General features: G+C 57.1%; 26 protein-coding genes, 3 tRNA genes and 1 pseudogene. 21 read left to right on the top strand and 9 right to left on the bottom strand.

Translation table 11 applies throughout. The features are described from left to right. Positions 1-10: 10 nt before the first annotated feature. Positions 11-205, bottom strand: coding sequence for a hypothetical protein (locus KW848_RS03090; RefSeq protein ID WP_111449099.1), 195 nt, complete (start codon positions 203-205; stop codon positions 11-13). A 234-nt stretch (positions 206-439) separates the two neighbouring features. Then, entirely contained in the window at positions 440-811 is a 372-nt protein-coding gene (locus tag KW848_RS03095) for a hypothetical protein (protein WP_111449098.1), read from the bottom strand. Between the two features lie 245 nt (positions 812-1056). Here KW848_RS03095 and KW848_RS03100 point away from each other — a divergent pair, with 245 nt between their 5' ends. Both KW848_RS03100 and KW848_RS03105 read left to right on the top strand, forming a co-directional pair. Beyond that, the gene (locus KW848_RS03100) at positions 1057-1896 is read left to right on the top strand and encodes a shikimate 5-dehydrogenase (RefSeq protein ID WP_218535654.1); all 840 of its coding nucleotides are present in this window, start codon (positions 1057-1059) and stop codon (positions 1894-1896) included. A 24-nt stretch (positions 1897-1920) separates the two neighbouring features. Next, complete coding sequence (locus KW848_RS03105) at positions 1921-2439, top strand: cupin domain-containing protein (RefSeq protein ID WP_111449096.1); 519 nt, start codon at positions 1921-1923, stop codon at positions 2437-2439. A gap of 44 nt (positions 2440-2483) precedes the next feature. On the opposite strand, the gene KW848_RS03110 is transcribed toward KW848_RS03105, so the two are convergent. Continuing rightward, positions 2484-3131: a YceH family protein gene (locus tag KW848_RS03110; protein WP_218535656.1), complete on the bottom strand. Its 648-nt coding sequence runs from the start codon at positions 3129-3131 to the stop codon at positions 2484-2486. 304 nt (positions 3132-3435) lie between these two features. Here KW848_RS03110 and KW848_RS03115 point away from each other — a divergent pair, with 304 nt between their 5' ends. The 6 genes from KW848_RS03115 to KW848_RS03140 all read left to right on the top strand — a co-directional run bounded on the left by KW848_RS03115 (position 3436) and on the right by KW848_RS03140 (position 8601). After that, a complete protein-coding gene (locus tag KW848_RS03115; RefSeq protein WP_111449094.1) occupies positions 3436-4413 on the top strand; it encodes an NAD-dependent epimerase in 978 nt (325 codons plus the stop codon). 48 nt (positions 4414-4461) lie between these two features. Beyond that, the gene (locus KW848_RS03120) at positions 4462-5202 is read left to right on the top strand and encodes a glycosyltransferase family 2 protein (RefSeq protein WP_218535659.1); all 741 of its coding nucleotides are present in this window, start codon (positions 4462-4464) and stop codon (positions 5200-5202) included. Continuing rightward, a complete protein-coding gene (locus tag KW848_RS03125; protein ID WP_008148397.1) occupies positions 5199-5477 on the top strand; it encodes a lipid-A-disaccharide synthase N-terminal domain-containing protein in 279 nt (92 codons plus the stop codon). Before KW848_RS03120 ends, KW848_RS03125 begins: the two co-directional genes overlap by 4 nt. 3 nt (positions 5478-5480) lie before the next feature. Continuing rightward, positions 5481-7001 (top strand): glycosyltransferase family 39 protein, encoded by a 1521-nt coding sequence (locus KW848_RS03130; RefSeq protein WP_218535661.1) that lies wholly within the window; start codon positions 5481-5483, stop codon positions 6999-7001. Beyond that, positions 6998-7936: an SdiA-regulated domain-containing protein gene (locus tag KW848_RS03135; protein WP_111449091.1), complete on the top strand. Its 939-nt coding sequence runs from the start codon at positions 6998-7000 to the stop codon at positions 7934-7936. Before KW848_RS03130 ends, KW848_RS03135 begins: the two co-directional genes overlap by 4 nt. 155 nt (positions 7937-8091) lie before the next feature. After that, positions 8092-8601 carry a DUF1993 family protein gene (locus KW848_RS03140; protein WP_008148402.1) on the top strand — a complete coding sequence of 170 codons (510 nt, stop codon included), beginning with the start codon at positions 8092-8094 and terminating at the stop codon, positions 8599-8601. Between the two features lie 151 nt (positions 8602-8752). Here the strand turns inward: KW848_RS03140 and sstT are convergent, their stop codons facing one another. Further along, positions 8753-9985 carry a serine/threonine transporter SstT gene (sstT, locus tag KW848_RS03145; protein ID WP_218535664.1) on the bottom strand — a complete coding sequence of 411 codons (1233 nt, stop codon included), beginning with the start codon at positions 9983-9985 and terminating at the stop codon, positions 8753-8755. Positions 9986-10266: 281 nt separating this feature from the next. Between sstT and KW848_RS03150 the strand changes: the two genes are divergently transcribed. Further along, positions 10267-11421, top strand: a complete 1155-nt coding sequence (locus tag KW848_RS03150; protein WP_218535667.1) for an MFS transporter — start codon at positions 10267-10269, stop codon at positions 11419-11421. 4 nt (positions 11422-11425) lie between these two features. Here the strand turns inward: KW848_RS03150 and nhaR are convergent, their stop codons facing one another. After that, positions 11426-12325, bottom strand: coding sequence for a transcriptional activator NhaR (gene nhaR / locus KW848_RS03155; protein WP_192410462.1), 900 nt, complete (start codon positions 12323-12325; stop codon positions 11426-11428). 134 nt (positions 12326-12459) lie between these two features. Between nhaR and KW848_RS03160 the strand changes: the two genes are divergently transcribed. Together KW848_RS03160 and KW848_RS03165 are read left to right on the top strand one after the other, a co-directional pair. Continuing rightward, complete coding sequence (locus KW848_RS03160; protein ID WP_218535669.1) at positions 12460-12702, top strand: hypothetical protein; 243 nt, start codon at positions 12460-12462, stop codon at positions 12700-12702. 28 nt (positions 12703-12730) lie between these two features. Further along, complete coding sequence (locus tag KW848_RS03165; RefSeq protein ID WP_218535672.1) at positions 12731-13480, top strand: TerC family protein; 750 nt, start codon at positions 12731-12733, stop codon at positions 13478-13480. Between the two features lie 79 nt (positions 13481-13559). Here KW848_RS03165 and KW848_RS03170 read toward each other — a convergent pair whose 3' ends face one another. Then, the gene (locus KW848_RS03170) at positions 13560-13727 is read right to left on the bottom strand and encodes a hypothetical protein (protein ID WP_218535674.1); all 168 of its coding nucleotides are present in this window, start codon (positions 13725-13727) and stop codon (positions 13560-13562) included. Between the two features lie 167 nt (positions 13728-13894). Between KW848_RS03170 and KW848_RS03175 the strand changes: the two are divergent. From KW848_RS03175 to KW848_RS03185, 3 genes and pseudogenes are all read left to right on the top strand, one after another. Then, positions 13895-14624, top strand: a pseudogene (locus tag KW848_RS03175) (peptidase C39 family protein). A gap of 93 nt (positions 14625-14717) precedes the next feature. Then, on the top strand, positions 14718-14924 hold the full coding sequence (locus tag KW848_RS03180) for a DUF6021 family protein (RefSeq protein WP_008148414.1): 207 nt from the start codon (positions 14718-14720) through the stop codon (positions 14922-14924). Positions 14925-14941: 17 nt separating this feature from the next. Beyond that, entirely contained in the window at positions 14942-15157 is a 216-nt protein-coding gene (locus KW848_RS03185; RefSeq protein WP_111449085.1) for a hypothetical protein, read from the top strand. Between the two features lie 54 nt (positions 15158-15211). Here KW848_RS03185 and pbpG read toward each other — a convergent pair whose 3' ends face one another. From pbpG to folD, 3 genes are all read right to left on the bottom strand, one after another. Continuing rightward, positions 15212-16150: a D-alanyl-D-alanine endopeptidase gene (pbpG, locus tag KW848_RS03190; RefSeq protein ID WP_192410465.1), complete on the bottom strand. Its 939-nt coding sequence runs from the start codon at positions 16148-16150 to the stop codon at positions 15212-15214. 217 nt (positions 16151-16367) lie between these two features. Beyond that, complete coding sequence (gene mddA, locus KW848_RS03195) at positions 16368-17150, bottom strand: methanethiol S-methyltransferase (protein WP_192410466.1); 783 nt, start codon at positions 17148-17150, stop codon at positions 16368-16370. A gap of 204 nt (positions 17151-17354) precedes the next feature. Next, positions 17355-18209, bottom strand: coding sequence for a bifunctional methylenetetrahydrofolate dehydrogenase/methenyltetrahydrofolate cyclohydrolase FolD (gene folD / locus KW848_RS03200; RefSeq protein ID WP_008148421.1), 855 nt, complete (start codon positions 18207-18209; stop codon positions 17355-17357). Positions 18210-18488: 279 nt separating this feature from the next. On the opposite strand from folD, the gene KW848_RS03205 reads away from it, so the two are divergent. From KW848_RS03205 to lon, 7 genes are all read left to right on the top strand, one after another. Continuing rightward, a tRNA-Arg gene (locus KW848_RS03205) sits at positions 18489-18565 on the top strand. A 40-nt stretch (positions 18566-18605) separates the two neighbouring features. Further along, a tRNA-His gene (locus KW848_RS03210) sits at positions 18606-18681 on the top strand. Between the two features lie 54 nt (positions 18682-18735). Then, positions 18736-18820: transfer RNA gene (locus KW848_RS03215), tRNA-Leu, on the top strand. Positions 18821-19242: 422 nt separating this feature from the next. Further along, positions 19243-20553, top strand: coding sequence for a trigger factor (tig, locus tag KW848_RS03220; RefSeq protein WP_218535679.1), 1311 nt, complete (start codon positions 19243-19245; stop codon positions 20551-20553). 93 nt (positions 20554-20646) lie between these two features. Continuing rightward, positions 20647-21282, top strand: coding sequence for an ATP-dependent Clp endopeptidase proteolytic subunit ClpP (clpP, locus tag KW848_RS03225; RefSeq protein ID WP_033057292.1), 636 nt, complete (start codon positions 20647-20649; stop codon positions 21280-21282). A gap of 111 nt (positions 21283-21393) precedes the next feature. Further along, positions 21394-22677 (top strand): ATP-dependent Clp protease ATP-binding subunit ClpX, encoded by a 1284-nt coding sequence (gene clpX, locus KW848_RS03230; RefSeq protein ID WP_007946893.1) that lies wholly within the window; start codon positions 21394-21396, stop codon positions 22675-22677. 161 nt (positions 22678-22838) lie between these two features. Next, the gene (gene lon, locus KW848_RS03235) at positions 22839-25235 is read left to right on the top strand and encodes an endopeptidase La (RefSeq protein WP_008148424.1); all 2397 of its coding nucleotides are present in this window, start codon (positions 22839-22841) and stop codon (positions 25233-25235) included. Positions 25236-25252: the final 17 nt, after the last annotated feature.

The following is a 25252-nucleotide window of genomic DNA, read 5'->3' on the forward strand; positions in this document are numbered from 1 at the left end:
AGTCATCGGTTCAGTCGACCACCAAGTCCAGCATATGAACCACTTCCTGCTCGTTGAGCAGGCCTTTTCGCACCAGGTTTTCTGCCAGCAGCGAAAGAAACTTGGCGCTGCGATGGCCTTCCAGGTGCTTGAGTTCGGTCAATGCGTTGTACACCTTGCTGGAAGTGCACAAGCCGACAACTCGGTGCGGGTTTTGCGTGGGCATAACGTCGTCCTTGTTTTTATCAACCTGTGTTAACGGACAGATCCAAGAGTGCGGACCCGACATGACATAAATATGACCGTTTTCCCCAAAGCGGGGAAAGGATGGCGAGTCAATCTTGCCAACTTGTGCCGCAAAGACTGTCCCGACAGCGACCTTGGCGAGATTTATCCAGACCTCTGCCGACGGACGGTCACAAAAAAGGCCCCGCTATTGAGGCGAGGCCTGATGATTCCGTTACCAACGGCCATAACCGTGGGGAGGGCCGTAGTAGCCGCGCGGTGGACCGTAATAACCACGTGGTGGGCCGTAATAAACTGGCGGTGGGCCGTAATAGACCGGTTGCTGCACGTAGACCGGTGCCGGCTGGTAATAAACCGGTGGCGGGCCGTAGTAAACCGGTTGTGGCTGAACGTAAACCGGTTGCTGTACATAGACCGGGCGATTGCTGTTGATGAGGGCTGAACCGACGATGGCCGAGCCCACGATCGCACCAAATACCGCCGGTCCTTCCCAACCGTGACCGCCGTGACCGCCGCCAGCTTCTGCCTGCCCTGCGATAGCAAGCGCACCGATCAGCAAGGCTACTGTGGGGATTTTACGGATCATGATAGTTCCTCGGTTCTTCGCCCCGGCGCTTGTGTCTGCAATAGACCCAAGGATTGTCGCGGGGATACTTCTAAGACAGCTTTTTTTCCAAAATCAGCACAGCCATTGGGTAAATTTTGTGTAAGGTCTGTACTCGCTTCTTTACGGTTCAGTGAGGCCACGTGCAGACACACCGTTATGATCGATCAGACCCGATGGATTGGCTAATCCCGTCCATCCGAAAGTGCTATTGAAGGAGATTTTTCATGCAGATGAACCCCGACAGAGACACCCAGCTGTGCATGTCGCTTTCCGCACGTCCCGGGAACTTCGGCCTGCGGTTTCACAATCATCTGTATGAGCAACTGAACCTGAATTTTTACTACAAGGCCTTCAGCAGTCAGGATTTGCCCGGCGCCGTTGGCGGCATTCGCGCCTTGGGGATTCGAGGTTGCGGCGTGTCGATGCCGTTCAAGGAGGCGTGCATTGCGCTGGTCGATGAACTGGACCCCTCCGCTGCGGCCATTCAATCGATCAACACCATTGTTAACACTAATGGCCATCTCAAGGCTTACAACACCGACTACATCGCGATCGCCCAGTTGCTTGACACCCACCAGGTGCCGAAGGAATTGACCTTTGCCCTGCGCGGCAGCGGCGGCATGGCCAAGGCGGTGGCGAGTGCCTTGCGTGATGGCGGCTACAAAAATGGCCTGATTGTTGCCCGCAACGAGCGTGCCGGACGGGCGTTGGCCGAATCGCTGGGCTATCGATGGCAAGCGGAGCTGGGCTCGGAGCGGCCGCAGATGTTGATCAACGTCACACCGATTGGCATGAACGGCCCTGAGGCCGATCAGTTGGCGTTCGATGCTGAAACCATCGCTGCTGCCCAGACTGTCTTCGATGTCGTGGCAGTCCCCTCGGAAACACCGTTGATTGTGCGCGCTCGTGCTGAAGGCAAGCGAGTGATCACCGGGCTGGAAGTGATCGCGATCCAGGCGCTGGAGCAGTTCGTGCTGTACACCGGCGTGCGGCCGACCGATGAGCAGTTTCACAACGCCGTGGAATTTGCCCGCAGTGGCCATGGCTCTCCTGCTGCCCAATAAGCGAAACCGTGACTGAGGTGACTCATGCATCCTGCCATTCTTAATCTGGATCAGGCCGAACTTGAGCCGCTGCCCGAAGCGTTTGCCCCGACGGGAGACACCGCCGACCGCTATCGGCAACGGCAGGCGCGCATCGGCCAGCAACTTGGCGCGCAGAAGCTGGGTTATCGCCTGTACGCGCTGGAACCGGGGATGCGTGGCAGCCCGTTTCACAGTCATCGGGTCAATGAGGAAATGTTTTACATCGTGGCCGGGGAAGGGGAGATTCGCTTGGGCGCCGAGCGCTTTCCCGTTCGCGCCGGTGATGTCATTGCCTGCCCTCCGGGCGGCCCTGAAGCCGCGCACCAGATCATCAACACCAGCAACGCTGAGCTGCGCTACCTGGCAGTCAGCACCCAACAATCACCCGAGATTTGCGAGTACCCGGATTCCGGCAAGTATGCGGTGATGGACGACTTCAAGGTCGATGCCGAGGGCAATGCCTCGGGCTTCGTCGCCATCGCCCGGCCGGCCGACGGCGTGGATTATTGGGACGGCGAATAACCACAGCCTCGCAGGCTCGACAGCTGCTACATAGACCGTGTTGTTTATTCGAGGCGGGCCAGTCGCTCTTCCAGCGCCGCAATTCGCGCCTCAAGCTCTTCGATCCGTTCAACCGATACGCCGCCACCCGCGCCACGTTCGGCCGGGTTCTGCCTTGCCGCCAGGATCACTTCGATGTCCGCCGGGTCGCCCAAGGCGTGCATGTAGCGGTCTTCCCGCTGACCGGCCTGGCGCGGAATAAGCAGTGCCAGATCGCGAGCAATCAGCCGTTCCAGTTGATGCACCACCTGTTCGGCATCTTCAAAGTCATGCATGCGGCCGCTGCGGGTCAGCAGTTCATTGACCGTTTGTGGGCCGCGAAGGAATAACAGCCCCGTCAAAATCACTTGAGCGGGCACCAGTTCCAGTGCCTTGTCGACTTTGTGTTCCCAGCGATCCGCACGACTGCCCATTACCAGTTTGGTAAAGCCGCGACCTTCGAGGGCGCGCAGACTTTGGCCGACCTGACCCTGGGTCAGGTTCATCACCGGCTCGCGGCTGGTTTTCTGGTTGCAGGCAATCACCAGCGCATTGAGCGTCAGCGGATAGGTTTCCGGGCTGGTGGCCTGTTTCTCGATCAACGAGCCCAGTATCCGGATTTCCGTGCTGTTAAGCTGCGGCTCGTCGAACGTCGTCTCTTGCTCAGTACTCATGGTTCTGCGTCCTTCCCGGGGTCAATTTTTCTCCTGCTGGCATGCACTGTAGATTGACGTGTGTCAATGGCAACTGAATTCGTCACGCGTTCTTGCTATCGTCACAAAACCTAAATGAATAATTAACGCTATTTTTACAATCCAGCGAGCAACGTATGCATGCCGAGAGCTGGCGGGCCTGATTGCGGGCATCTGGTAGTTCTCCCATCGACGATACAAGCCTTATTGACTGGACTATGGAGCAAAGCATGAAGCTGACGTGGGTATTGGCCAAGAACAATGCGCTGATCGGCGCGAACTCCCAATGACTGTTCTGGTCACTGGCGCCGCCGGCTTCATCGGGTATCACACTGTTAAGCGTTTGTGCCGGGAAGGCCTTGAAGTCATCGGCATCGACAACCTCAACGACTATTACAGTGTTGAACTCAAGCGTGCACGGCTTAACGACCTTGCATCCTTGCCTGGCTTTCGTTTTCAGACCCTGGATATCGTCGACAAACCAGCACTGATGGCGTTGTTCAACGAACATCGTTTTACCGAGGTTGTGCACCTGGCGGCCCAGGCGGGTGTTCGCTATTCGCTGGACAACCCGGACGTCTACGCGCAATCGAACCTGGTGGGTTTTCTGAATGTGCTGGAAGCTTGCCGTCACTATCGTCCCGAGCACCTGATCTATGCATCAAGCAGCTCGGTGTACGGTACCAACAGCAAAATGCCGTTCAGTATTGAAGACGCTGTCGATCATCCCATTTCACTGTACGCGGCCAGCAAACGTGCTAATGAGTTGATGGCTCACAGCTACTGTCATTTGTATGGCCTGAGGGCCAGCGGCCTACGCTTTTTTACCGTTTACGGACCTTGGGGGCGCCCCGACATGGCGCTGTTCAAGTTCACCGAAGCGATCCTCAACGGTTTGCCGATTGATATCTATAATCACGGCCAGATGGCGCGCGACTTCACTTACATCGACGACATTGTCGAAAGTGTCGCCCGTTTGCGCCTTCGGCCGCCGATCCCGGACGGGGAGGGCGACGGCGTTAACCGGATTTTCAATATCGGGCGTGGCATGCCGGTAGCACTGCTGGAGTTCGTCGATTGTCTGGAGTCGACGCTGGGGATCAAAGCGCAACGCAACTTTCTACCACTGCAGCCTGGCGATGTGGTCAAGACTTGGGCTGACGTATCGGCATTGACCCAATGGGTCGACTTCCACCCTCAGGTGACGGTGGAAGCGGGTGTAGCGGAATTTGTGAAGTGGTATCGCCACTTTTATCAGAGATGAAATGTTCGCCCTTGATAATAAGAAACCAAGGATTAAAGGGGGGACCCTATGAGTCATGAAATTTTTGTATCTGTACTGATTCCTGCAAAAAATGAAGCAAACAACCTGAAGCCGTTGATTGAAGAAGTGCGCACAGCCTTGGCCGACGAGGCGTACGAAATCATCGTCGTGGACGATGGCAGTACCGATGCCACCTTGCACGAACTGCGGCAGATCAAAAATAATGGCCTGAACACGCTGCGGATCCTGCGTCATGAGCGTTCGCTTGGGCAAAGCACCTCGCTTTACCATGCAGCGCTGGCTGCCAAGGGGCAGTGGCTGGCCACGCTCGATGGCGATGGCCAGAACGATCCTGCGGACATCCCCGGGATGTTAGCGCTGGTGCGCGGTGAACAAGGGCTGGCCGGCCTTCAGTTGGTGGCCGGGCACCGGGTCAACCGCCGCGACAACGCGAGCAAGCGCTGGGCCTCACGGTTTGCCAATGGATTGCGCAGCCGCATGCTCAAGGACCAGACACCGGACACCGGGTGTGGATTGAAGTTGATCGAGCGGGCGGCGTTTCTGCGCCTGCCGTACTTCGATCATATGCATCGGTACATTCCTGCACTGATCCAGCGCCATAACGGCCGAATGATCACTCACCCGGTCAACCACCGTCACCGCACAGCCGGGGTCTCCAAATACGGCAACCTGGACCGTGCCCTGGTGGGCATTCTCGACCTGATCGGCGTCTGGTGGCTGATCCGGCGCACGCGCCTGAACGCCACTGCGCAGGAAATCGAAGGATGAATCTCTCCCGTGAAACCCTGTGGCTGGTGGTCGGCTTCGCCGGCCAGATAGCCTTTACCGGTCGCTTCGTCTTGCAGTGGCTTTACAGCGAATACAAGAAACGCAGCGTGATTCCAGTGAGTTTCTGGTACCTGAGCATCGTCGGTAGCGCCCTGCTGCTCGCTTATGCCATTTACCGGGAGGACCCGGTATTCATTGCCGGTCAAGCCTTTGGCTCGATCGTTTATCTGCGCAATTTGCAGTTGATTGCTCGCAGCAAACACTTAAAGGACTGAGTCATGCGCAGAACGTTATCACCCCGGGTCGAATGCCTGGGTTTGATGGTACTCGCCCTGGTTTTGATCGGTGCCGGACTAGGACTGCGTCAGCCGCAGAATGTCGACGAGGAGCGATTCCTTGGTGTTGCGCTCGAGATGCTGCAGCACGGCTCGTGGCTGATTCCGCACCGTGCGGCAGAGATCTATGGCGACAAACCGCCGATTTTCATGTGGACGGTGGCGTTCTTCGCCTGGCTCACCGGGAAACCCTCCATCGCCCTGTACCTGCCGGGTCTTCTATCGGCCGTGACGGTCACCGCCGTGGTTTATGACCTTGGCCGCCGGTTATGGCATCAACGTGCGGGCCGGATGGCGGCGCTCTTGTACCTGGCGACCTATCAGACCTACAGCATCCTGCAGACCGGTCAGATCGACAGCTTTTTGATTCTGTTCACCTCCGTGGGTATGTACGGTCTGGCGCGGCACCTGTTGCTCGGGCCCGCCTGGCGCTGGTTCTACCTGGGCTGCGCCGCCATGGGCATTGGTGTGATCACCAAAGGGGTTGGCTTCGTCCCGGCCCTGATGCTGATTCCGTATGCCTACGCGGTGCGCAAAGGTTGGCCCGGTGTGGTGGCCATGCCGGGCGAGGCGCGCAAGTGGCTGCTGGGACTGTTGGTCATGCTGGGCGCCATCGCGATCTGGTTACTGCCTTTGGCCTTGTCCATCGCGCTCAATGGCACTGCTGAAGAGATCGCCTATGCGCGAGAGATTCTGCTGCGCCAGACCGCGGGACGCTATGCCGCCGCCTGGGACCATCGCGAGCCGTTCTGGTATTTCTTCGTTCACGTGATCCCGCAATATTGGCTGCCGCTGGTGCTGGCATTGCCGTGGCTGGTGCCCGCCTGGCGCCGGCAACTGCGCAAGCACGACGGCCGAGTGCTGGTGCTGCTGGGCTGGGTCGTGCTGGTGGTGCTGTTTTTCTGTATCAGCAGCGGCAAGCGCAAGTTGTACATCTACCCGGCGCTGCCCGGGCTGGTGCTGGTGGCTGCACCGCTGATTCCCTGGTTACTCAAACGCTGGTTCAGTCAGCGTCCGCGCGGTCGGCGGGTATTCCAGGCGCTGGTCGTGACCTGGTTTGCGCTTTGGATTGCCCGCGGTTTCATCGAACCGATCAAGGACGGTCCCAACCCTCACGAAGCGATCATGGCGCAAGCGGCGACCATGACCCACGGCGCCGACCTGGTGTTGGTCAATTGGCGCGAGGGCCATTGGCTGTTCGCGCGACAACCGATCGTGCACTTCGGGATGGTCGGCTCCACAGTCGAGCAGGCGGCACTGTGGTTGCGCGAACACCCTAAGGCGTATGCCTTGGTCCCCGACGAACTGTTGAGCCAGTGTTTCAATCCTCAGGCCGCGCGTGAGTTGGGCGAAACCTCCCGAGCGCAATGGTCGATCGTCGGCGCCGATGCCGATAACGGCCAATGCCATCCGCGACAACCCGTGAATGTCTATCGATTTACCTGGGATCGAGAAAAAGTATGAGCAAGGCAAGGAAGGCTGGAATTGTTCTGATCGCCGCGCTGGTCGGCGTTGGTGGGGTTTTCGTTCATTTTGGCTGGCCCGGGCAGTTGTACGCGCACTGGCATAACAGCTGGTATGGCAATCAGGCGCCAGACAAAAATATCTGGCTGCCAGACTACAAGGTCGCGGTCGAAGGCAAACCGATTCCGGGCATCACTGATATGTCCGGTCTCGCCTATGACCCTGATCACGACCGCATTCTGGGTATCACCAATGGTGTGCCTATGGAAATTCTGGCGCTGACCCGTGATGGCGATTTGATCGAACGCTACCCATTGATCGGTTTCGAGGACACCGAAGGCATCGCTTACATGGGTAAAGGGCGGGTGGTCATCGTTGATGAACGGCAGCAGCGGTTGCACATTTTTACCCTGCCGGAGACCGCTGGACCCATCCGTGCGGATCAAACCGAATCACTCGCTATTGAGATCAACCTCAGCGCGCATAACAAGGGGTTTGAAGGTGTGACCTATGACCCGGCCAATGACCGCATCTTCGCCATCAAGGAGCGTGATCCGCGGCAACTGTACTCAATCACCGGCATGCTCGGCTCCATTGGCAACCGAATGCAGATCCGTATCAAGGACTTGACGTCCTGGGTCGACCGCGGCGTTTTCAGCAAAGACCTTTCCGAGGGTTACTACGATCCTCGGACCGGCCACTTACTGTTGCTAAGCGAAGAGTCCAGCAACCTGACCGAACTGGACCAGCAGGGTAACTTCGTCAGTATTCTCTCCCTGCGCGCCTTGGCGGGTGACCTCAAGCGTACGCTTCCGCAAGCCGAAGGCATGACCATGGACAATAAAGGCGAGCTTTACATTGTGAGCGAGCCCAACCTGTTTTACCGGTTCACCCAAACGAAGGCCGGTCTGTCGGCGAGTGCAGAAAAACACTGATCAATTTGAGGTTTTCATGCCGGCGGGGGGCTAACTTGCGCAGCTCGTTCAGAGCTTGCGCTACGTTTCCCCTTGCGGATAAAAGAGCCGCCGCAGGGGACCGTGCATGGCTATAATCGCCCCACGTTTCCCTCCTGTCACAACACGAGACTGCCATGACTATTTCTCTGTACGCCGCTTCCGTTCCGGTTTTCAAGCAAATGCTCAACGCCCTGAGCGACGTTTTGAACAAGGCCGAAGCCCACGCCACTGCCAAGAACATCGACCCGAATGCTTTCCTGCAAGCCCGTCTGTACCCGGACATGTTCCCGCTGGTCCGTCAGGTGCAGATCGCCGTTGATTTCGCCAAGGGCGTTTCCGCGCGTCTGGCCGAAGTTGAACTGCCAAAGTACGACGACACCGAAACCACCTTCGCCGAGCTGCAAGCGCTGATCGCCAAAGTGCTGGCCTTCATCGGCGAGATCAAACCGGAACAGATCGACGGCAAGGAAGGCATCGAAATCATCACCCGTCAGGGCACGCCGAAAGAGAAGCGCTTTACCGGCCAGGCTTACCTGTTGAGCTACGGTCTGCCGCAATTCTTCTTCCACGTCACCACCACCTACGCACTGCTGCGTCACAACGGTGTGGAAGTGGGCAAGCGCGATTACATGGGCGCGTTCTAAACCTCCCGGATACACAAAAGCCCGCCAAGGTTCGCGCCTTGGCGGGCTTTTTGTTGGCTCTCTGGAGGAGCTGGGGGGCGCCTAGCCCTTGCCGGCGATGGCGATCTCAAGTACGCCATCGCCGGCAAGCCGTGCTCCTACAAGTACATTGTTACGCCAACCGTTGGGCTTTCTCGTCTTCACCCAGGCACGCCGCCGCGGTGAACAGTACGTCTGTGGAGGAGTTCAGCGCGGTTTCCGCCGAGTCCTGCAGCACGCCGATGATGAACCCGACGGCAACCACCTGCATGGCGATTTCACTGGGGATGCCAAACAGGCTGCACGCCAGTGGAATCAACAGCAACGAACCGCCCGCCACGCCCGAAGCGCCACAGGCACAGATCGCCGCGACGATGCTCAGCAGGATGGCGGTCGGAATGTCCACGGCGATGCCCAGCGTATGCACGGCCGCCAGGGTCAGCACGGTAATGGTGATCGCCGCGCCCGCCATGTTGATGGTCGCGCCCAGCGGGATCGAGACCGAGTAGGTGTCTTCGTGCAGGCCCAGGCGCTTGCTCAATTCGAGATTGACCGGAATGTTCGCCGCCGAGCTGCGCGTAAAAAACGCAGTGATGCCGCTTTCGCGCAAGCACGTGATCACCAATGGATACGGGTTGCGACGCAGCTTCCAGAACACGATGACCGGGTTCATCACCAGCGCCACAAACAGCATGCAGCCCAGCAGCACCGCCAGCAGATGCACATAGCCGATCAAGGCGCCGAAACCGGAGGTGGCGAGGGTCGAAGCCACCAGGCCGAAAATGCCCAGCGGCGCAAAACGAATCACCAAACGCACGATCAGGGTCACGCCGTTGGACAAGTCGCCGAGCACTTCGCGAGTGGTGTCACCGGCATGGCGAATGGCAACGCCCATGCCAATCGCCCACGCCAGAATGCCGATGAAGTTGGCATTCATCAGTGCGCTGACCGGGTTGTCGACCACGCTCAACAGCAGACTTTGCAACACTTCACTGATACCGCCTGGCGCGGTGACAGCAACGTCGTGAGTGGCCAACACCAGGCTCGACGGGAACAGCGTACTGGCGACAACGGCCACCACCGCCGCCGCAAACGTTCCCAGCAGATACAGGAACAGAATCGGCCGGATGTGGGTTTCCTGGCCGTGCTTGTGGTTGGCAATCGAGGCCATGACCAGCACGAACACCAAAATCGGCGCGACAGCTTTAAGCGCCGATACGAAGACTTTGCCGATGAATGCGGTGGACTTCGCCACCTCCGGCGCGAACAGGGCCAGGGCAATCCCGGCGATCAGGCCGATGATGATTTGTGTAACCAGGCTCAAGCGTTGCAGGCGTAACCATAGCGAAGGGGATGAAGCGGTCATAAAACGGCATCTCTGATTTTATTAGGTGCGGGGGTATCGCGACATCAATGCCAATCAATGGCCGATGAACAGGGTGTACGTATCGCAGGGCGCGGACTTTATCACAGCGTAGTCTTCATCCTTCAGACCTGTGACGATCTGCCGCCCGCGGGGTCAACGAGATCGGCAGGTTCGTGCAACCCTGATCGGAAACACTCTGTTAAGATTCGCCATCCTCATTTTCAAGTCATGCCAGTGGGCCTTCGGGCTATCGCTGGTGTCGTCGTTTTCTGGAGTTCTGCATGCTGTTGCCCATCCTTCTGTTGTCCGCTGCCGGTTTCACGGTGCTGACCACGGAATTCATCATCGTCGGCCTGTTGCCGGCGATCGCCCGAGACCTTGAAGTCAGCATCCCCCAGGCGGGTTTGCTGGTGACTTTGTTCGCCTTCACGGTTGCCGCATTCGGGCCGTTCCTGACCGCCTATTTCGCAAGGTTTGAGCGCCGCAAATTGTTCATCTCGGTGCTGATCATGTTCGGTCTGGCCAACACCCTTGCGGCGTTTGCGCCGAATATCTGGGTGATGTCCGTCGCCCGGTTGATCCCCGCGTTGGGGCTGCCGGTGTTCTGGGCGCTGGCCAGTGAAACCGCGGTGGACATCGTCGGCCCGGACTACGCCGGTCGCGCCATCGCCAAGATCGGTTTCGGAATTGTCTGCGCCACCGTGTTCGGCATTCCGGTGGGCACATTGATCTCCGATGCGTTCGGCTGGCGCAGTGCCTTCGGCATTCTCGCGGTGATCGCGTTTGCCAAGGCGTTGCTGCTGTTTATCTACCTGCCGAAAACCAATTTGCATCAGCATCAAGTCAGTTTCCGCTCGCAGTTCAGGATCCTGCGCAGCCCGCTAATGGTGGGGCATGTGCTGCTGTCGATCCTGGTGTTCAGCGGCATGTTCACCGCCTACACCTACCTGGCGGACATTCTTGAGCGCCTGGCCGGTTTCAACGGCACGGTGGTCGGCTGGTGCCTGATGGGCTTCGGCGCGGTCGGCTTGATCGGCAACTCGCTGGGCGGCCGCGCGGTGGATCGTCATCCGTTGATGGCTTCGATGATGTTCTGCGCGTTCATGATCGCTGGCCTGGTGGCGCTGGTGCCGAACATTCATTCGCCGCTGGGTCTGGCAGCGGCGATGGGGATCTGGGGCGTGACTCAGGCAGCGTTGTTCCTGGTCAGCCACGTGCGATTGATGAAGGCTGCACCCGAAGCGCCGGCGTTCGCGGCATCGCTGAACATTGCCGGGGCTAACCTCGGGATCGGCCTGGGCGCGATGATCGGCGGCAGGGTCATCGACGGTGTTGGCCTGCAAGGTCTTGGTTTCGCGGCGGCTGCTTTTATCCTCGCCTCGATCCTCCTGGCCATCGCGCTGATGACCTTCAAGCCCCGCGAAGTCTGCGCCTGACACCTCACATCCCGGTGAACAGCTCGCGTCGGGCACCTTCGGTAATGGCGACAATGCCGGGGTGCTTGACCTTGCGTTCCACCGAAATGGCGTAGAACGACTCGGTCACCGCGTCGGTCTGGCCAATCAATTCCACGCCGTATTGGCGTATCACTTCATCGGCAATCACGCTCGGGCCGATGAATATCCCGCTGCCGGATTGGCCGAAAGCCTGCATCAAGGCGCTGTCGTCGAACTCGCCGACGATGCGCGGCTGGATCTGCTGCTCGGCAAACCAGCGCTGCAAGCGACTGCGCACCACGGTCTCCGGCCCTGGAATCAGCAGCGGTGCGCCGTGCAGGCTGCGGGGGAAATCCTGACCGTATTGGGCCGCCAGTTCAGCCGTGGCGAAGAAGCTGATCCCGCATTCCCCGAGTTTCTGGCTGTAGCCCTTGATGTCCAGGTGCGAGGGCATCGGGCTGTCGGAGATCACCAGGTCGAGCCGCTGGATCGCTAGGTCGGCGAGCAGGCGTTCAAGTTTGTCTTCGCGACAGGTGATGCGCAGCGGCTCGCTCAATTCCATGGTCGGCGCGATCAGGCGATAGACGATGGATTTGGGCACCACATCGGCCACGCCAACCCGAAACAGAATCTGCTGTTCGTTGGGCTGTGCCCGCAGCATCAGCTCCAGTTCGCCGCCCAGCTGAAACATTTGCTCGGCGTAGGGCAGGGTCTGACGGCCGGCTTCGGTGAGTTCCAGCTGCCGGCCAACTCGGCGAAACAGCTCGATGCCATAGGTTTGTTCGAGCAGGGAAATCTGCCCGCTGATGGTCTGCGGCGTCAGGTTCAGCTGCTCGCAGGCGCGCACAATGCTGCCGGTCTTGGCCACCACCCAGAAGTAATGCAGCTGTCGATAGTTGAGCATGGCGACCTACGGTTCGTTAAAACCGAAGTATAACCGCTAAAAATACGAATTTTACTGAAGTGTTTGCCTCCCTAGAATGCCCCGCTATCGACGGGTGGCCTTTTCGCCCTGTCTGTTCTATCGAGGAAAGCATCATGAAGCTTAAAACCACGGCACTGCTGATCACGTCTTTACTGGTATTGGCCGGTTGTGACCAGGCCGAAAAAAGCGCTCAGCAACTGATGGACAAGGCTGCCGAAACCGCCAAACAAGCGATCGACGACACCCACAAAGCCGCAGAACAGGCAATCAGTGATGCCACTGGCGGGCTGATCAGCAAGAAAGAACAACCGGCCAAGGAAACGGATAAAACCGAATCTTCGTCCCAGGAAATCTAAACCGTCTTAAACGAGTCAGGACTGACCCATGGAATACCTTTTAGAACTTGCTGCAAGCCCCACCGCCTGGGTCGCCCTGGCGACGTTGATCGTCATGGAAATCGTGCTCGGCATCGATAACCTGATCTTCATTTCGATCCTGACCAACAAACTGCCTGAGCAGCACCGGCAGAAGGCGCGGCGCATTGGTATCGGCATGGCGCTGATCCTGCGACTGGCGCTGCTGAGCACCATCGCGTTCATCGTCCAGTTGACTGAGCCTGTGATCGATATCTTCGGCCAGACGTTCTCCTGGAAGGACATGATCCTGATCGCCGGCGGCCTGTTCCTGTTGTGGAAGGCCACCACCGAGATCCATCACAGCATGGACCCGGCGCCGGAAGATCCAACGTCGGCCACCTCGACCGTGACCCTGGGCTTTGCCGCCGCGATCGGTCAGATCCTGCTGCTGGACATGGTGTTCTCTATCGACAGCATCATTACCGCTGTCGGCATGACCGAGCATTTGCCGATCATGATCGTCGCGGTGGTGGTGTCGGTACTGGTGATGTTGCTGGCGGCTGATCCCCTTGCCAAGTTCATCAACGACAACCCGACGGTGGTGATGCTGGCGCTGGGCTTCCTGATCATGATCGGCATGACGCTGATCGCCGAAGGCTTCGGCGCCCATGTACCGAAAGGCTACGTGTATGCGGCCATGGCGTTCTCGGCGACGATCGAGGGTTTGAACATGATGTCGCGACGGGCGAAACAGAAGCGAATAGCCGCCGAAGCTTAACTGGCGCTAAACGAAACGGCCGCCTGCGCTCGAAAGAGCCCAGGCGGCCGTTTTTGTCTGGAGACCCAAGGGGTGTCGGTCAGTGCGCGGTAACGTGCTGTTCTGCGGTTTTATCGGGTTTCGCCACTGGCGTCGACTGAGCCGGATGATGGTGCCGGCGGGTAATGCGCAGGACGCCCCATAACATGGCGGCGGCAACGGCCAGCCAGCCAGAAATCAACATCACAATGGTCATTGTCAGGCTCATCAGTGCCTCCTCTTCGCCCTGCTGCGGGCACACACTCTTTGCAAATGACAGTCTAGTCGCTGCTGTGTTTCAGGCTATTGACCAAAGGTGGGCTGTCACCAATCAGTTCGCTCTATCGAATCCCGTCATCTGCCGGTTAAGGCTATACCGTTGCCGCGCGGCGTCCTATGATCGACGGCCAAGCCGGGAGCGCGAATACCTGGCGTCCAAATCAAGAGAGTAATAATGGTGCGGGTATTTTCTCGAGTTCGATCTTTAGTGCTTGTCGTTGGCTGCGTAGCAGGTCTGGCTGGCTGCGCGGGGAGTGTGGCACCTGAAATCAAGCGCCTGCCGGAGCGAGTCGAGCTCAGTGGTACGTTCTACCGTGGCGTGGCGAATCAGAGTGGGCCGCAAGTGCTGGCCAGCATGTTGTCCCAGCAAGGCATTGTGATTACGCCAGGCTTGCTCGAAAAACCGTTGCATTTGCCGGGTGCCGAAGCCCAGTTGCAGCAGAACATGCAAAACCTCGCTCGCGAGTACGGCATGGTCGTCTATCCCCTCGACAACAATCTGCCTGCCCTGTTGACCCAGGTTGCGGCCGGTTACCCGGTGATGGTGCGTTTCACGGAAGGCTCGGCGTTCTGGGCTGAACCGCGTTACGCCATTCTTGCCGGGTACAACCGCCAGAAGCAGACCGTGCTGCTGCGCTCGGGCATGAATCATCGGGAGTTGATGGGCTTCGGTTCGTTTGAATCGGCGCTCAAGGATGCCGGTGGCTGGGCCGTGCTGATTCAGAAGCCGAATCAACTGCCGGCCAATGTCGATCAACAGCGATGGCTCAAGGCCGCGAGCGACCTTGCCCAGGCAGGTCAGGAGCAGGCAGCCGCCACGGCGAAGAAAGCGCTGAACGCGCAATAAGTCCGTTCGTCATTTATCGGGCACCCTTGCACTTTGCCGACCTCTAATGGAGAAGGGCTTGGTTTTTCCGGGCCGGACTCAAAGGAGGCGCCCATGGCACATTCCACTACCCCTGTCGGCCCACATTCGTCTGAGCATTCTTCGGGTGATGAATTGGGCTTCGATCCCGATTCGCCAGACCTCGCCGATCCTCAGGTCGACCCCATCGGACCTGCCAAGGCGCCCAGGGATGTGAAGCCGGGCGACAATACCAAGGCTCCCGCGAAGCCTTACGATCCACTTGCCAATCTGAAACCCTGAGCCTGAGTGAGGTGCGTATGTCTACCGATTCGAGTTTTGACGACAAACGTCCGGACAGCGTTCCAACCACGCCACAAGAGAGCGTTGACCCTGTGATGGACCCGAACGATCCGTTAAGGGATCCCTTGGCGCGTCCGATGGTAGTGCCAACGGAACATCCCCACCGCACGAGAGATCCGAGTGCCGGGGACGGCATTCCGGATGACGACCAGATGCCGCTGCCCAATGACTGACGCCGGACGAAAAAAGCCCCGAATAATCGGGGCTTTCTTTTGCTTGTCGTTTACTTATTTTGACGCTTCAACCACGCCACTCTGACGATGCTTGAGATTCTTGTCGGACTTGTACTGCAAGGCTACAGACGGCACGTTCGTGCCCCTGCCGGTTTCAACCCAGCTGCGAATACGGCTGGCATCGGCAAAATGCGTGTACTTGCCAAAGGCGTCGAGGATCACCAGCGCAACCGGGCGATTGCCCATGCTGGTGACCAGGACCAGGCAGTGACCTGCCTCGTTGGTGAAGCCGGTTTTCGTCAGCTTGATGTCCCAGTTCGGCTTGTTGACCAAATGGTCGGTGTTACGGAAACCCAGGCTGTAGTTGGGTTTGCGGAACGAGACGGTTTTTTCCTTGGTCGTACTCAGCTCAGTCAACAGTGGGTACTTGTGCGCAGCGATCAGCAGTTTGCTCAGGTCGCGGGCCGTGGACACGTTGCGAGGGGAGAGGCCGGTGGGTTCGACAAAGTGCGTGCTGGTCATGCCCAGTGCTTTCGCTTTGGCATTCATTGCGGCAATGAACGCGACGTAGCCACCCGGATAATGATGGGCCAGGCTCGCGGCAGCGCGGTTTTCCGAGGACATCAGGGCAATCAGCAGCATTTCCCTGCGCGGCATTTCGCTGTTGAGTTTGACCCGGGAAAACACACCTTTCATTTCCGGGGTGTCACTGATGTTGATGTTGATGAATTCGTCCATGTTCTGTCTGGCTTCAACCACGACCAGGCCGGTCATCAGTTTGCTGACGGACGCGATTGGCACCACCACGTCAGGATTGCTGGCATAGATGACTTTATTGGTCTGCAGATCCATCAGCAATGCGCTGCCGGAGGCGATCTTCAGTGATGACGTATCTCGCGGTGCCGAAGTGGTGTCGGCAGCGTTGGCTATTGGCGTGGTGAAAGTCCCTGTAAATGCAAAAAATAGGCTCAGGATGGAAAGACGGATTTTCACGCTGGCAGACTCGTTAGGTGTGGATAAGCCGTTTTGTAACGGGTTGTTTCTTTAAAAACGACGCATTTTAGGAGTATGAGCTACGAAAGCGCTAGCTGCCTGTATGGCGAGTGCTTTATATGAAAAAAATGAGGTGAAGGTGTGGGAGGGAGATACTTATGCCAGGTTTAGTCTCAGGCAATGTGGGTGCCTGAGAGATTGTGGGTGGGTTTTGTGTTCAGCGCCCTTTGGTCTGATTCCGCTTGGGCACAAGCATTCCGACCTCCTGCTGATAGCGCTGGTATACCTCTCCAAGTGAATCGACCAGGTCTTTTTCTTCCAGATGCGCGCCGATCAGGATGTAACTGGTACTGAGTATCGCAAACAGAAGATGCCCGGCGGTCATTTCGGGCGTCGCCCAGAATGCAATCAGGAAGCCTGCGTACAAGGGATGGCGGACAAGTTTGTAGAGCCATGGCGATTTGAAGGTGGGCTTTTCGGGGATCCGCTTGCGCCAGGCATCAAGCGCTTGCTTCACACCGAATAGCTCAAAGTGGCTGATCAGGAAGGTTGCCAATAGCGCGATGCCCCACCCTAGCCAGAACAGTGAGATGAGCAGCCCTTTGCCCCACGGCGATTCGGCGTTCCAGATGGGCGTTGCGATAGGCTGCCAAAGCACAAACAACAAGGTGAGCACCAGGCAACTGGAAAGTACGTAGGTAGCGCGCTCGAGCGTGGCGGGGATGAACCTCATCCACCATCGCTTGAAGTTTTTTCGCGCCATGCCACTGTGTTGTACGGCGAACAACGTGATCAGAATGGCATCAACCAGCACCGCCAGAGGCCATGTGATGCCGGGTCCTGAATTGATATCTTTGGGGACTCCGATACCTGCGAGAAATCCGATCAGATAGAGAACGGTCAGCAGGAAAAACAGGTAGCAGCAGAGGCTGTAAAGCAAGCCGGCCAGTTTTCCAGAGAAAACGAAAAAAGGATGTCCAGTCAGGTTAGGAGGTTTCATGCGTGATGCCTTCCAGGCTTTGCGCGTACTTCCCGATTCGCGTCTACGGTTTATGAGGATGTTTCGAGTATCAGTCTAGGACGGTATGGGCTGTTCGCTGCTTCTCTGACCTGCAGTCTTTAAGAGGGCATTACTTGAGCTGCGTCTGAAAACAGGAAACCCCGCCAATGGCGGGGTTTCCTGTGTGTTCGATTGCCGGTGGAATCAGCTGTGCAGTGTCTCTGCTGCGTACAATGTATTTTCTAGCAGGCAAGCGCGAGTCATCGGGCCAACGCCACCCGGGACTGGGGTGATCCAGCCGGCGCGGGGCAGGGCGGTGTCGTAGATCACGTCACCGACCAGTTTGCCGTCTTCCTGGCGATTGATGCCAACGTCGATCACGATCGCGCCTTCCTTGATCCACTCGCCTTTGACGAGGCCCGGCTTGCCGGCAGCGACGACAACCAGATCGGCGCGACCGACGTGGCCTGCCAGATCCTTGGTGAAGCGGTGGGTGACGGTCACGGTGCAGCCGGCCAGCAGCAATTCCATTGCCATCGGGCGGCCAACAATGTTGGAGGCCCCGACAACCACTGCGTCCATCCCGTAGAGATCGACACCGGTGCTTTCCAGCAACGTCATGATGCCTTTAGGGGTGCACGGGCGCAGCAGCGGAATACGCTGGGCGAGGCGACCGACGTTATAAGGGTGGAAACCGTCGACGTCCTTGTCTGGACGAATGCGCTCCAGCAATTTGGAGGCGTCCAGGTGTTCAGGTAAAGGAAGCTGAAGCAGAACGCCGTCAATTGCCGGGTCGTCGTTCAGGCGATCGATCAGATCGGTCAGTGCTTCTTGAGTGGTTTCGGAAGGCAGGTCGTAGGCTTGGGAAATGAAGCCGACCTCTTCACAGTCTTTACGCTTGTGCGAGACATAAACCTGAGAGGCGGGATCGCTGCCGACCAGGATCACCGCGAGGCCGGGCGTGCGCAGACCTTGCTGGCGACGCTCGTTGACGCGTTTGGCGATCTGCTGGCGCAGGCTGGCGGCGATCGATTTGCCGTCGATTAGTTGTGCAGTCATTGCGCGTGATTAACCATCGAGAGGGGAAAAAAAGAGAACGCATTCTCGCATGTCATGAGGTGAGGGCAAAGGCGCTTGGTCTGCAAATTCCCCTAACCCCTTTAATTAAATGAATTTTTTTTAAAAAAGAGTTGACGACCTTCAGGGTCACCTATAACATTCGTCGCACTTGTCGGGCACAGCCTAGCACTGGTTAAGAAGGTCGAGCAGAGTTGATGTTTAATTCGGTGAGACTGAAAGCACTTAGTTTGTAATCGTCCAAGAATACAGATTAACAAGGCGCCCGTAGCTCAGCTGGATAGAGCATCCGCCTTCTAAGCGGATGGTCGCAGGTTCGAGTCCTGCCGGGTGCGCCATTAGGCAGCTTTGGCACAAGTAACGCAACATGGCAATATGGTGGGCGTAGCTCAGTTGGTAGAGCACGGGATTGTGACTCCCGTTGTCGAGGGTTCGATCCCCTTCGTCCACCCCATATTTAGAAAGGCGCCAGATTAACAGTCTGGCGCCTTTGCTTTAAAAGCTTGATGCGGATGTGGTGGAATTGGTAGACACACTGGATTTAGGTTCCAGCGCCGCAAGGTGTGAGAGTTCGAGTCTCTCCGTCCGCACCATTACAAACAGCTATTTAATAGCAGAAAACGGCGCAGCACCTGAAAAGGGCTGCGCCGTTTTTGTTTTAGAAGTCTGGATTTTCAAAGCGGCCGCAGGTTCTGGGTCGAGAGGGTGGCTCGGATCGTCGGATTTATGTTTCTCGATGATGCTGATTCGCCCGTTGGTCCCCTTGTGGGGTCGACTGTCAGGGATGGATTGCCGATGCCTTCTATATATAGAAGGATTGGTGCAGAGCCCTGGCATGATTGGCTGTATTTGCTAACAGGGCGAGGCACAACCGTTTGTCCCCGCCTATAAATTGCCTGCTGCTTTTTTACCCGTTTTCAGTAGGGTGACTTCTTGAGTTTGACCCACTAGAATGCATGCCCTTGATTCTGGGGTCGGAAACGGCCGGCTAACGTCTGTGCAACGAGGAATATCCATGCAAGTTTCTGTTGAAAATACTTCTGCTCTTGAGCGCCGCATGAGCATCACCGTGCCGGCTGAGCGCATCGAGACTCAGGTCAACAAGCGTCTGCAGCAGACTGCCCAAAAGGCCAAGATTGCTGGCTTCCGTCCAGGCAAAGTGCCAATGAGTGAAATCAAGCGCCGTTTTGGTGCTGATGCACGTCAGGAAGCGGTCGGCGACGTGATCCAGTCCTCTTTCTACGAAGCTGTCGTTGAGCAGAAGCTGAACCCGGCTGGCGCTCCTTCGATCGAGCCGAAATCGCTGGAAGCCGGCAAAGACCTGGAATACGTCGCGATTTTCGAAGTGTTCCCTGAGTTCACCGTTGCCGGTTTCGAAGGTATCGCGGTTGAGCGCCTGAGCGCTGACGTGGCTGATGCTGATCTGGACAAAATGCTGGAAGTGCTGCGCAAGCAGAACACCCGTTTTGAAGTAGCCGATCGCGCTGCTCAAAACGAAGACCAGCTGAACATCGATTTCGTTGGCAAGGTCGACGGTGAAGTGTTCGCTGGCGGTTCCGCCAAAGGTACTCAGCTGGTTCTTGGTTCCGGCCGCATGATCCCTGGTTTTGAAGACGGTCTGGTTGGCGCTAAAGCTGGCGAAGAGCGCGTTCTGAACCTGACCTTCCCAGAGGACTATCAGAACCTCGACCTGGCAGGCAAAGCCGCTGAGTTCACCGTAACCGTGAACACTGTTTCCGAGCCAAAACTGCCAGAACTTACCGAAGAATTCTTCGCTCAATTCGGCATCAAGGAAACGGGTCTGGAAGGCTTCCGCGCCGAAGTTCGCAAGAACATGGAGCGTGAACTGCGTCAGGCGATCAAATCCAAGGTCAAGAATCAGGTAATGGACGGTCTGCTGGCCACCAACCCGATCGAAGTGCCTAAGGCTCTGCTGTCCAACGAAGTTGACCGTCTGCGCGTGCAGGCTGTTCAGCAGTTCGGTGGCAACATCAAGCCTGAGCAACTGCCGGCCGAGCTGTTCGAAGAGCAAGCCAAGCGCCGTGTTGTGCTGGGTCTGATCGTGGCTGAAGTGGTCAAGCAATTCGACCTCAAGCCTGACGAAGCCCGCGTTCGTGAAATGATTCAGGAAATGGCTTCGGCTTACCAGGAGCCTGAGCAGGTTGTGTCTTGGTACTACAAGAACGACCAGCAACTGAACGAAGTTCGTTCGGTTGTGCTGGAAGAACAAGTTGTGGATACTGTTCTGCAGAAAGCTAGCGTGACCGACAAATCGGTCTCTTACGAAGAAGCAGTCAAGCCGGTAGAAGCTCCACAAGCCGACTGATCGTTTTTGCGGTAAGAAGTACACACCATAAGCCAGCCTTCGTGCTGGCTTATGCGTATTCAAGACATAACTATTTGGGAGTGACTGCAGAGCATGTTCCGTAATTCGTATATTCAGCAGAACTCTGATATCCAGGCCGCAGGCGGCCTGGTCCCGATGGTTGTCGAGCAATCTGCTCGTGGCGAGCGCGCCTATGACATCTACTCGCGCCTTCTCAAGGAACGAGTGATCTTTCTGGTTGGTCCGGTAGAGGACTACATGGCCAACCTGATCTGTGCGCAACTGCTGTTCCTTGAAGCGGAAAACCCGGACAAGGACATCCATCTCTATATCAACTCCCCGGGCGGTTCGGTGACGGCGGGCATGTCGATTTATGACACCATGCAGTTCATCAAGCCAAACGTGTCGACTACCTGTATCGGTCAAGCGTGCAGCATGGGTGCGTTCCTGTTGACGGCCGGTGCTGCTGGCAAGCGTTACTGCTTGCCGAACTCGCGTGTGATGATTCACCAGCCACTGGGCGGTTTCCAGGGCCAGGCTTCGGACATCGAAATCCATGCCAAGGAAATCCTCTTCATTCGTGAGCGTCTCAACACGCTGATGGCCAAGCATAGCGGGCACACTCTTGAAGAAATCGAGCGCGATACCAACCGCGATAATTTCATGAGTGCAGAAGCTGCGCGTGAGTACGGGTTGATCGATGAAGTGATCAGCCAGCGCCCCGCTTAAAATAAGCAGCTCAAAATAGGCTTGGTCGGCGCGTCCGACACCAGCGGGCTTGAAAAAGCCCGCAATAGCCTTCATCTTGTGTTGCAAGCCTATCGGATTTGGATCGAACGAATGACTGACACCCGCAACGGCGAGGACAACGGCAAGCTGCTCTATTGCTCCTTCTGTGGCAAAAGCCAGCATGAAGTGCGCAAATTGATTGCCGGCCCCTCGGTCTTTATCTGCGACGAGTGCGTCGACCTGTGCAATGACATCATCCGTGAGGAGGTGCAGGAAGCCCAGGCCGAAAGCAGCGCGCATAAATTGCCTTCGCCTAAAGAAATCAGCGGCATCCTTGATCAGTACGTGATTGGTCAGGAGCGTGCGAAAAAGGTACTGGCCGTAGCGGTGTACAACCACTACAAGCGCCTGAACCAGCGTGACAAAAAGAATGACGATGTCGAACTCGGCAAGAGCAACATCTTGCTGATCGGCCCGACAGGCTCGGGTAAAACCCTGCTTGCCGAAACACTGGCCCGCTTGCTGAACGTTCCGTTCACCATCGCCGACGCAACCACCCTCACCGAGGCAGGTTACGTGGGTGAGGATGTCGAAAACATCATTCAGAAGCTGCTGCAGAAGTGCGATTACGACGTAGAAAAGGCCCAGATGGGCATTGTCTACATCGATGAGATCGACAAGATCTCGCGCAAATCTGACAACCCGTCGATCACCCGGGACGTTTCCGGTGAAGGCGTGCAGCAGGCCCTGCTCAAGTTGATCGAAGGCACGGTCGCTTCCGTTCCGCCTCAAGGTGGTCGCAAGCATCCGCAGCAGGAATTCCTTCAGGTCGACACCCGTAACATCCTGTTCATCTGCGGTGGTGCGTTCTCCGGTCTGGAAAAGGTTATTCAAAACCGTTCCACCAAGGGCGGTATCGGTTTCAACGCGGAAGTGCGCAGCAAGGAAGAAGGCAAGAAAGTCGGTGAGTCCCTGCGTGAAGTCGAGCCTGACGATCTGGTCAAGTTCGGTCTGATCCCGGAGTTCGTCGGTCGTCTGCCGGTACTTGCCACGCTGGACGAGCTTGATGAGGCTGCGCTGATGCAGATTCTCACCGAGCCGAAAAATGCCCTGACCAAACAGTATGCCAAGCTGTTCGAGATGGAAGGTGTGGACCTGGAATTCCGGGCCGACGCTCTGAAATCGGTCGCTAAACGTGCCCTGGAACGCAAAACCGGTGCCCGTGGATTGCGTTCGATTCTCGAAGGTGTACTGCTCGACACTATGTATGAAATTCCCTCGCAGTCCGAGGTGAGTAAAGTAGTGATCGACGAAAGCGTTATAGAAGGCAAGTCCAAGCCACTGTATATCTACGAAAACAGTGAGCCGGCTGCCAAGGCAGCGCCAGACGCCTAGGCGTCACGCTGCTGGAATAAAGAAGGGGCCTTCGGGCCCCTTTGCTTTTTGCGCGTTTTAACACCTTCTTTAAGCTTGTTTTTTTTGAAGGTAGCCCCCATCTTGGTTTCAAGCTCACTTCCATCTGTTTACGGCCTTATGGCCGCCGTAGAGGCGAAATCATGAAGACAACCATCGAATTGCCTCTCCTGCCATTGCGTGATGTTGTGGTTTATCCGCACATGGTTATCCCGCTGTTCGTGGGGCGCGAGAAATCCATCGAAGCCCTCGAGGCAGCGATGACGGGCGACAAGCAGATCCTTCTGCTGGCTCAGAGAAACCCTGCTGACGACGATCCCGGTGAAGAAGCACTTTATCGCGTAGGTACCATTGCGACCGTTCTACAGCTGCTCAAGCTGCCTGACGGCACGGTCAAGGTTTTGGTCGAAGGTGAGCAGCGGGGCGCCGTTGAGCGTTTCAGCGAAGTGGACGGCCACTGCCGTGCCGAAGTCTCATTGATCGACGAAGTCGACGCGCCAGAGCGCGAGTCGGAAGTGTTCGTACGCAGCCTGCTGGCTCAGTTCGAACAATATGTGCAGTTGGGCAAGAAAGTCCCGGCTGAAGTCCTGTCGTCGCTCAACAGCATCGACGAACCAGGTCGCCTGGTCGACACCATGGCCGCACACATGGCCCTGAAGATCGAGCAGAAGCAGGAAATCCTCGAAATCATCGATTTGTCGGCCCGGGTCGAGCACGTTCTGGCGTTGCTGGATGCCGAGATCGACCTGCTGCAAGTCGAAAAACGCATTCGTGGTCGCGTCAAAAAACAAATGGAGCGCAGCCAGCGCGAGTACTACCTGAATGAGCAGATGAAGGCCATTCAGAAAGAGCTCGGCGACAGCGACGAAGGCCACAACGAAATTGAAGAGCTGAAAAAGCGCATCGATGCCGCCGGTCTGCCGAAAGACGCCTTGGCCAAAGCCCAGGGTGAATTGAACAAGTTAAAGCAAATGTCGCCAATGTCTGCCGAAGCGACCGTGGTGCGTTCGTATATTGACTGGCTGGTTCAGGTGCCGTGGAAGGCGCAGAGCAAAGTGCGCCTGGACCTGGCGCGCGCAGAAGACATTCTCGATGCAGACCACTATGGTCTGGAAGAAGTCAAAGAGCGGATCCTCGAATACCTCGCCGTGCAAAAACGCGTGAAGAAAATTCGTGGTCCGGTGTTGTGCCTGGTCGGTCCTCCTGGGGTGGGTAAAACCTCTCTGGCGGAGTCGATTGCTCACGCCACCAACCGCAAATTCGTGCGCATGGCCCTCGGTGGCGTGCGTGATGAAGCGGAAATTCGTGGTCATCGCCGTACTTATATCGGTTCGATGCCAGGAAGATTGATTCAAAAGATGACAAAAGTGGGCGTCCGCAACCCGCTGTTCCTGCTCGATGAAATCGACAAAATGGGCAGCGACATGCGCGGCGATCCGGCGTCGGCGTTGCTGGAAGTGCTCGACCCTGAGCAGAACCACAACTTCAACGATCACTATCTGGAAGTCGACTACGACCTGTCCGATGTGATGTTCCTTTGCACCTCGAACTCCATGAATATTCCACCCGCCTTGCTGGACCGGATGGAAGTGATTCGTCTGCCGGGTTACACCGAAGACGAAAAAATCAACATCGCCGTCAAATACCTTTCGCCAAAGCAGATTACTGCCAACGGTTTGAAAAAAGGCGAGCTGGAATTCGACGCCGAAGCGATCCGCGACATCATCCGCTACTACACCCGCGAAGCCGGTGTACGTGGGCTGGAGCGCCAGATTGCCAAGGTTTGCCGCAAGGCGGTCAAAGAGCATGCAATGGAAAAACGCTTCTCGGTGAAGGTCACTGCCGAGATGCTGGAACACTTCCTGGGTGTACGCAAATTCCGCTACGGACTGGCTGAATCGCAGGATCAGATCGGTCAGGTTACCGGGCTGGCGTGGACTCAAGTGGGCGGTGAATTGCTGACCATCGAAGCCGCCGTCGTACCGGGTAAAGGCCAGTTGATCAAGACCGGTTCCCTGGGTGACGTCATGGTCGAATCGATCACTGCGGCCCTGACCGTTGTTCGCAGTCGTGCGAAGAGCCTGGGGATTCCCCTGGACTTCCACGAGAAGCGCGACACGCACATCCATATGCCGGAAGGGGCGACCCCGAAGGACGGCCCTAGCGCCGGTGTGGGCATGTGCACGGCTCTGGTGTCGGCATTGACCGGGATCCCTGTGCGCGCGGACGTCGCCATGACTGGCGAAATTACGCTGCGTGGTCAGGTGCTGGCGATTGGCGGTTTGAAAGAAAAACTGCTCGCTGCTCACCGTGGCGGAATCAAGACGGTGATCATTCCTGAAGAGAACGTACGCGATCTGAAGGAAATTCCTGACAATATCAAGCAAGATCTGCAGATTAAACCGGTTAAATGGATTGACGAGGTCCTGCAAATTGCGCTGCAATACGCGCCGGAGCCCTTGCCAGATGTCGCTCCAGAGATAGTCGCCAAGGATGAAAAACGCGAGTCTGACTCTAAGGAAAGAATTAGCACGCATTAGTACGCATTTGCCTGGGT

The organism is Pseudomonas sp. PDM25, from assembly GCF_019219045.1.
GTDB lineage: Bacteria > Pseudomonadota > Gammaproteobacteria > Pseudomonadales > Pseudomonadaceae > Aquipseudomonas.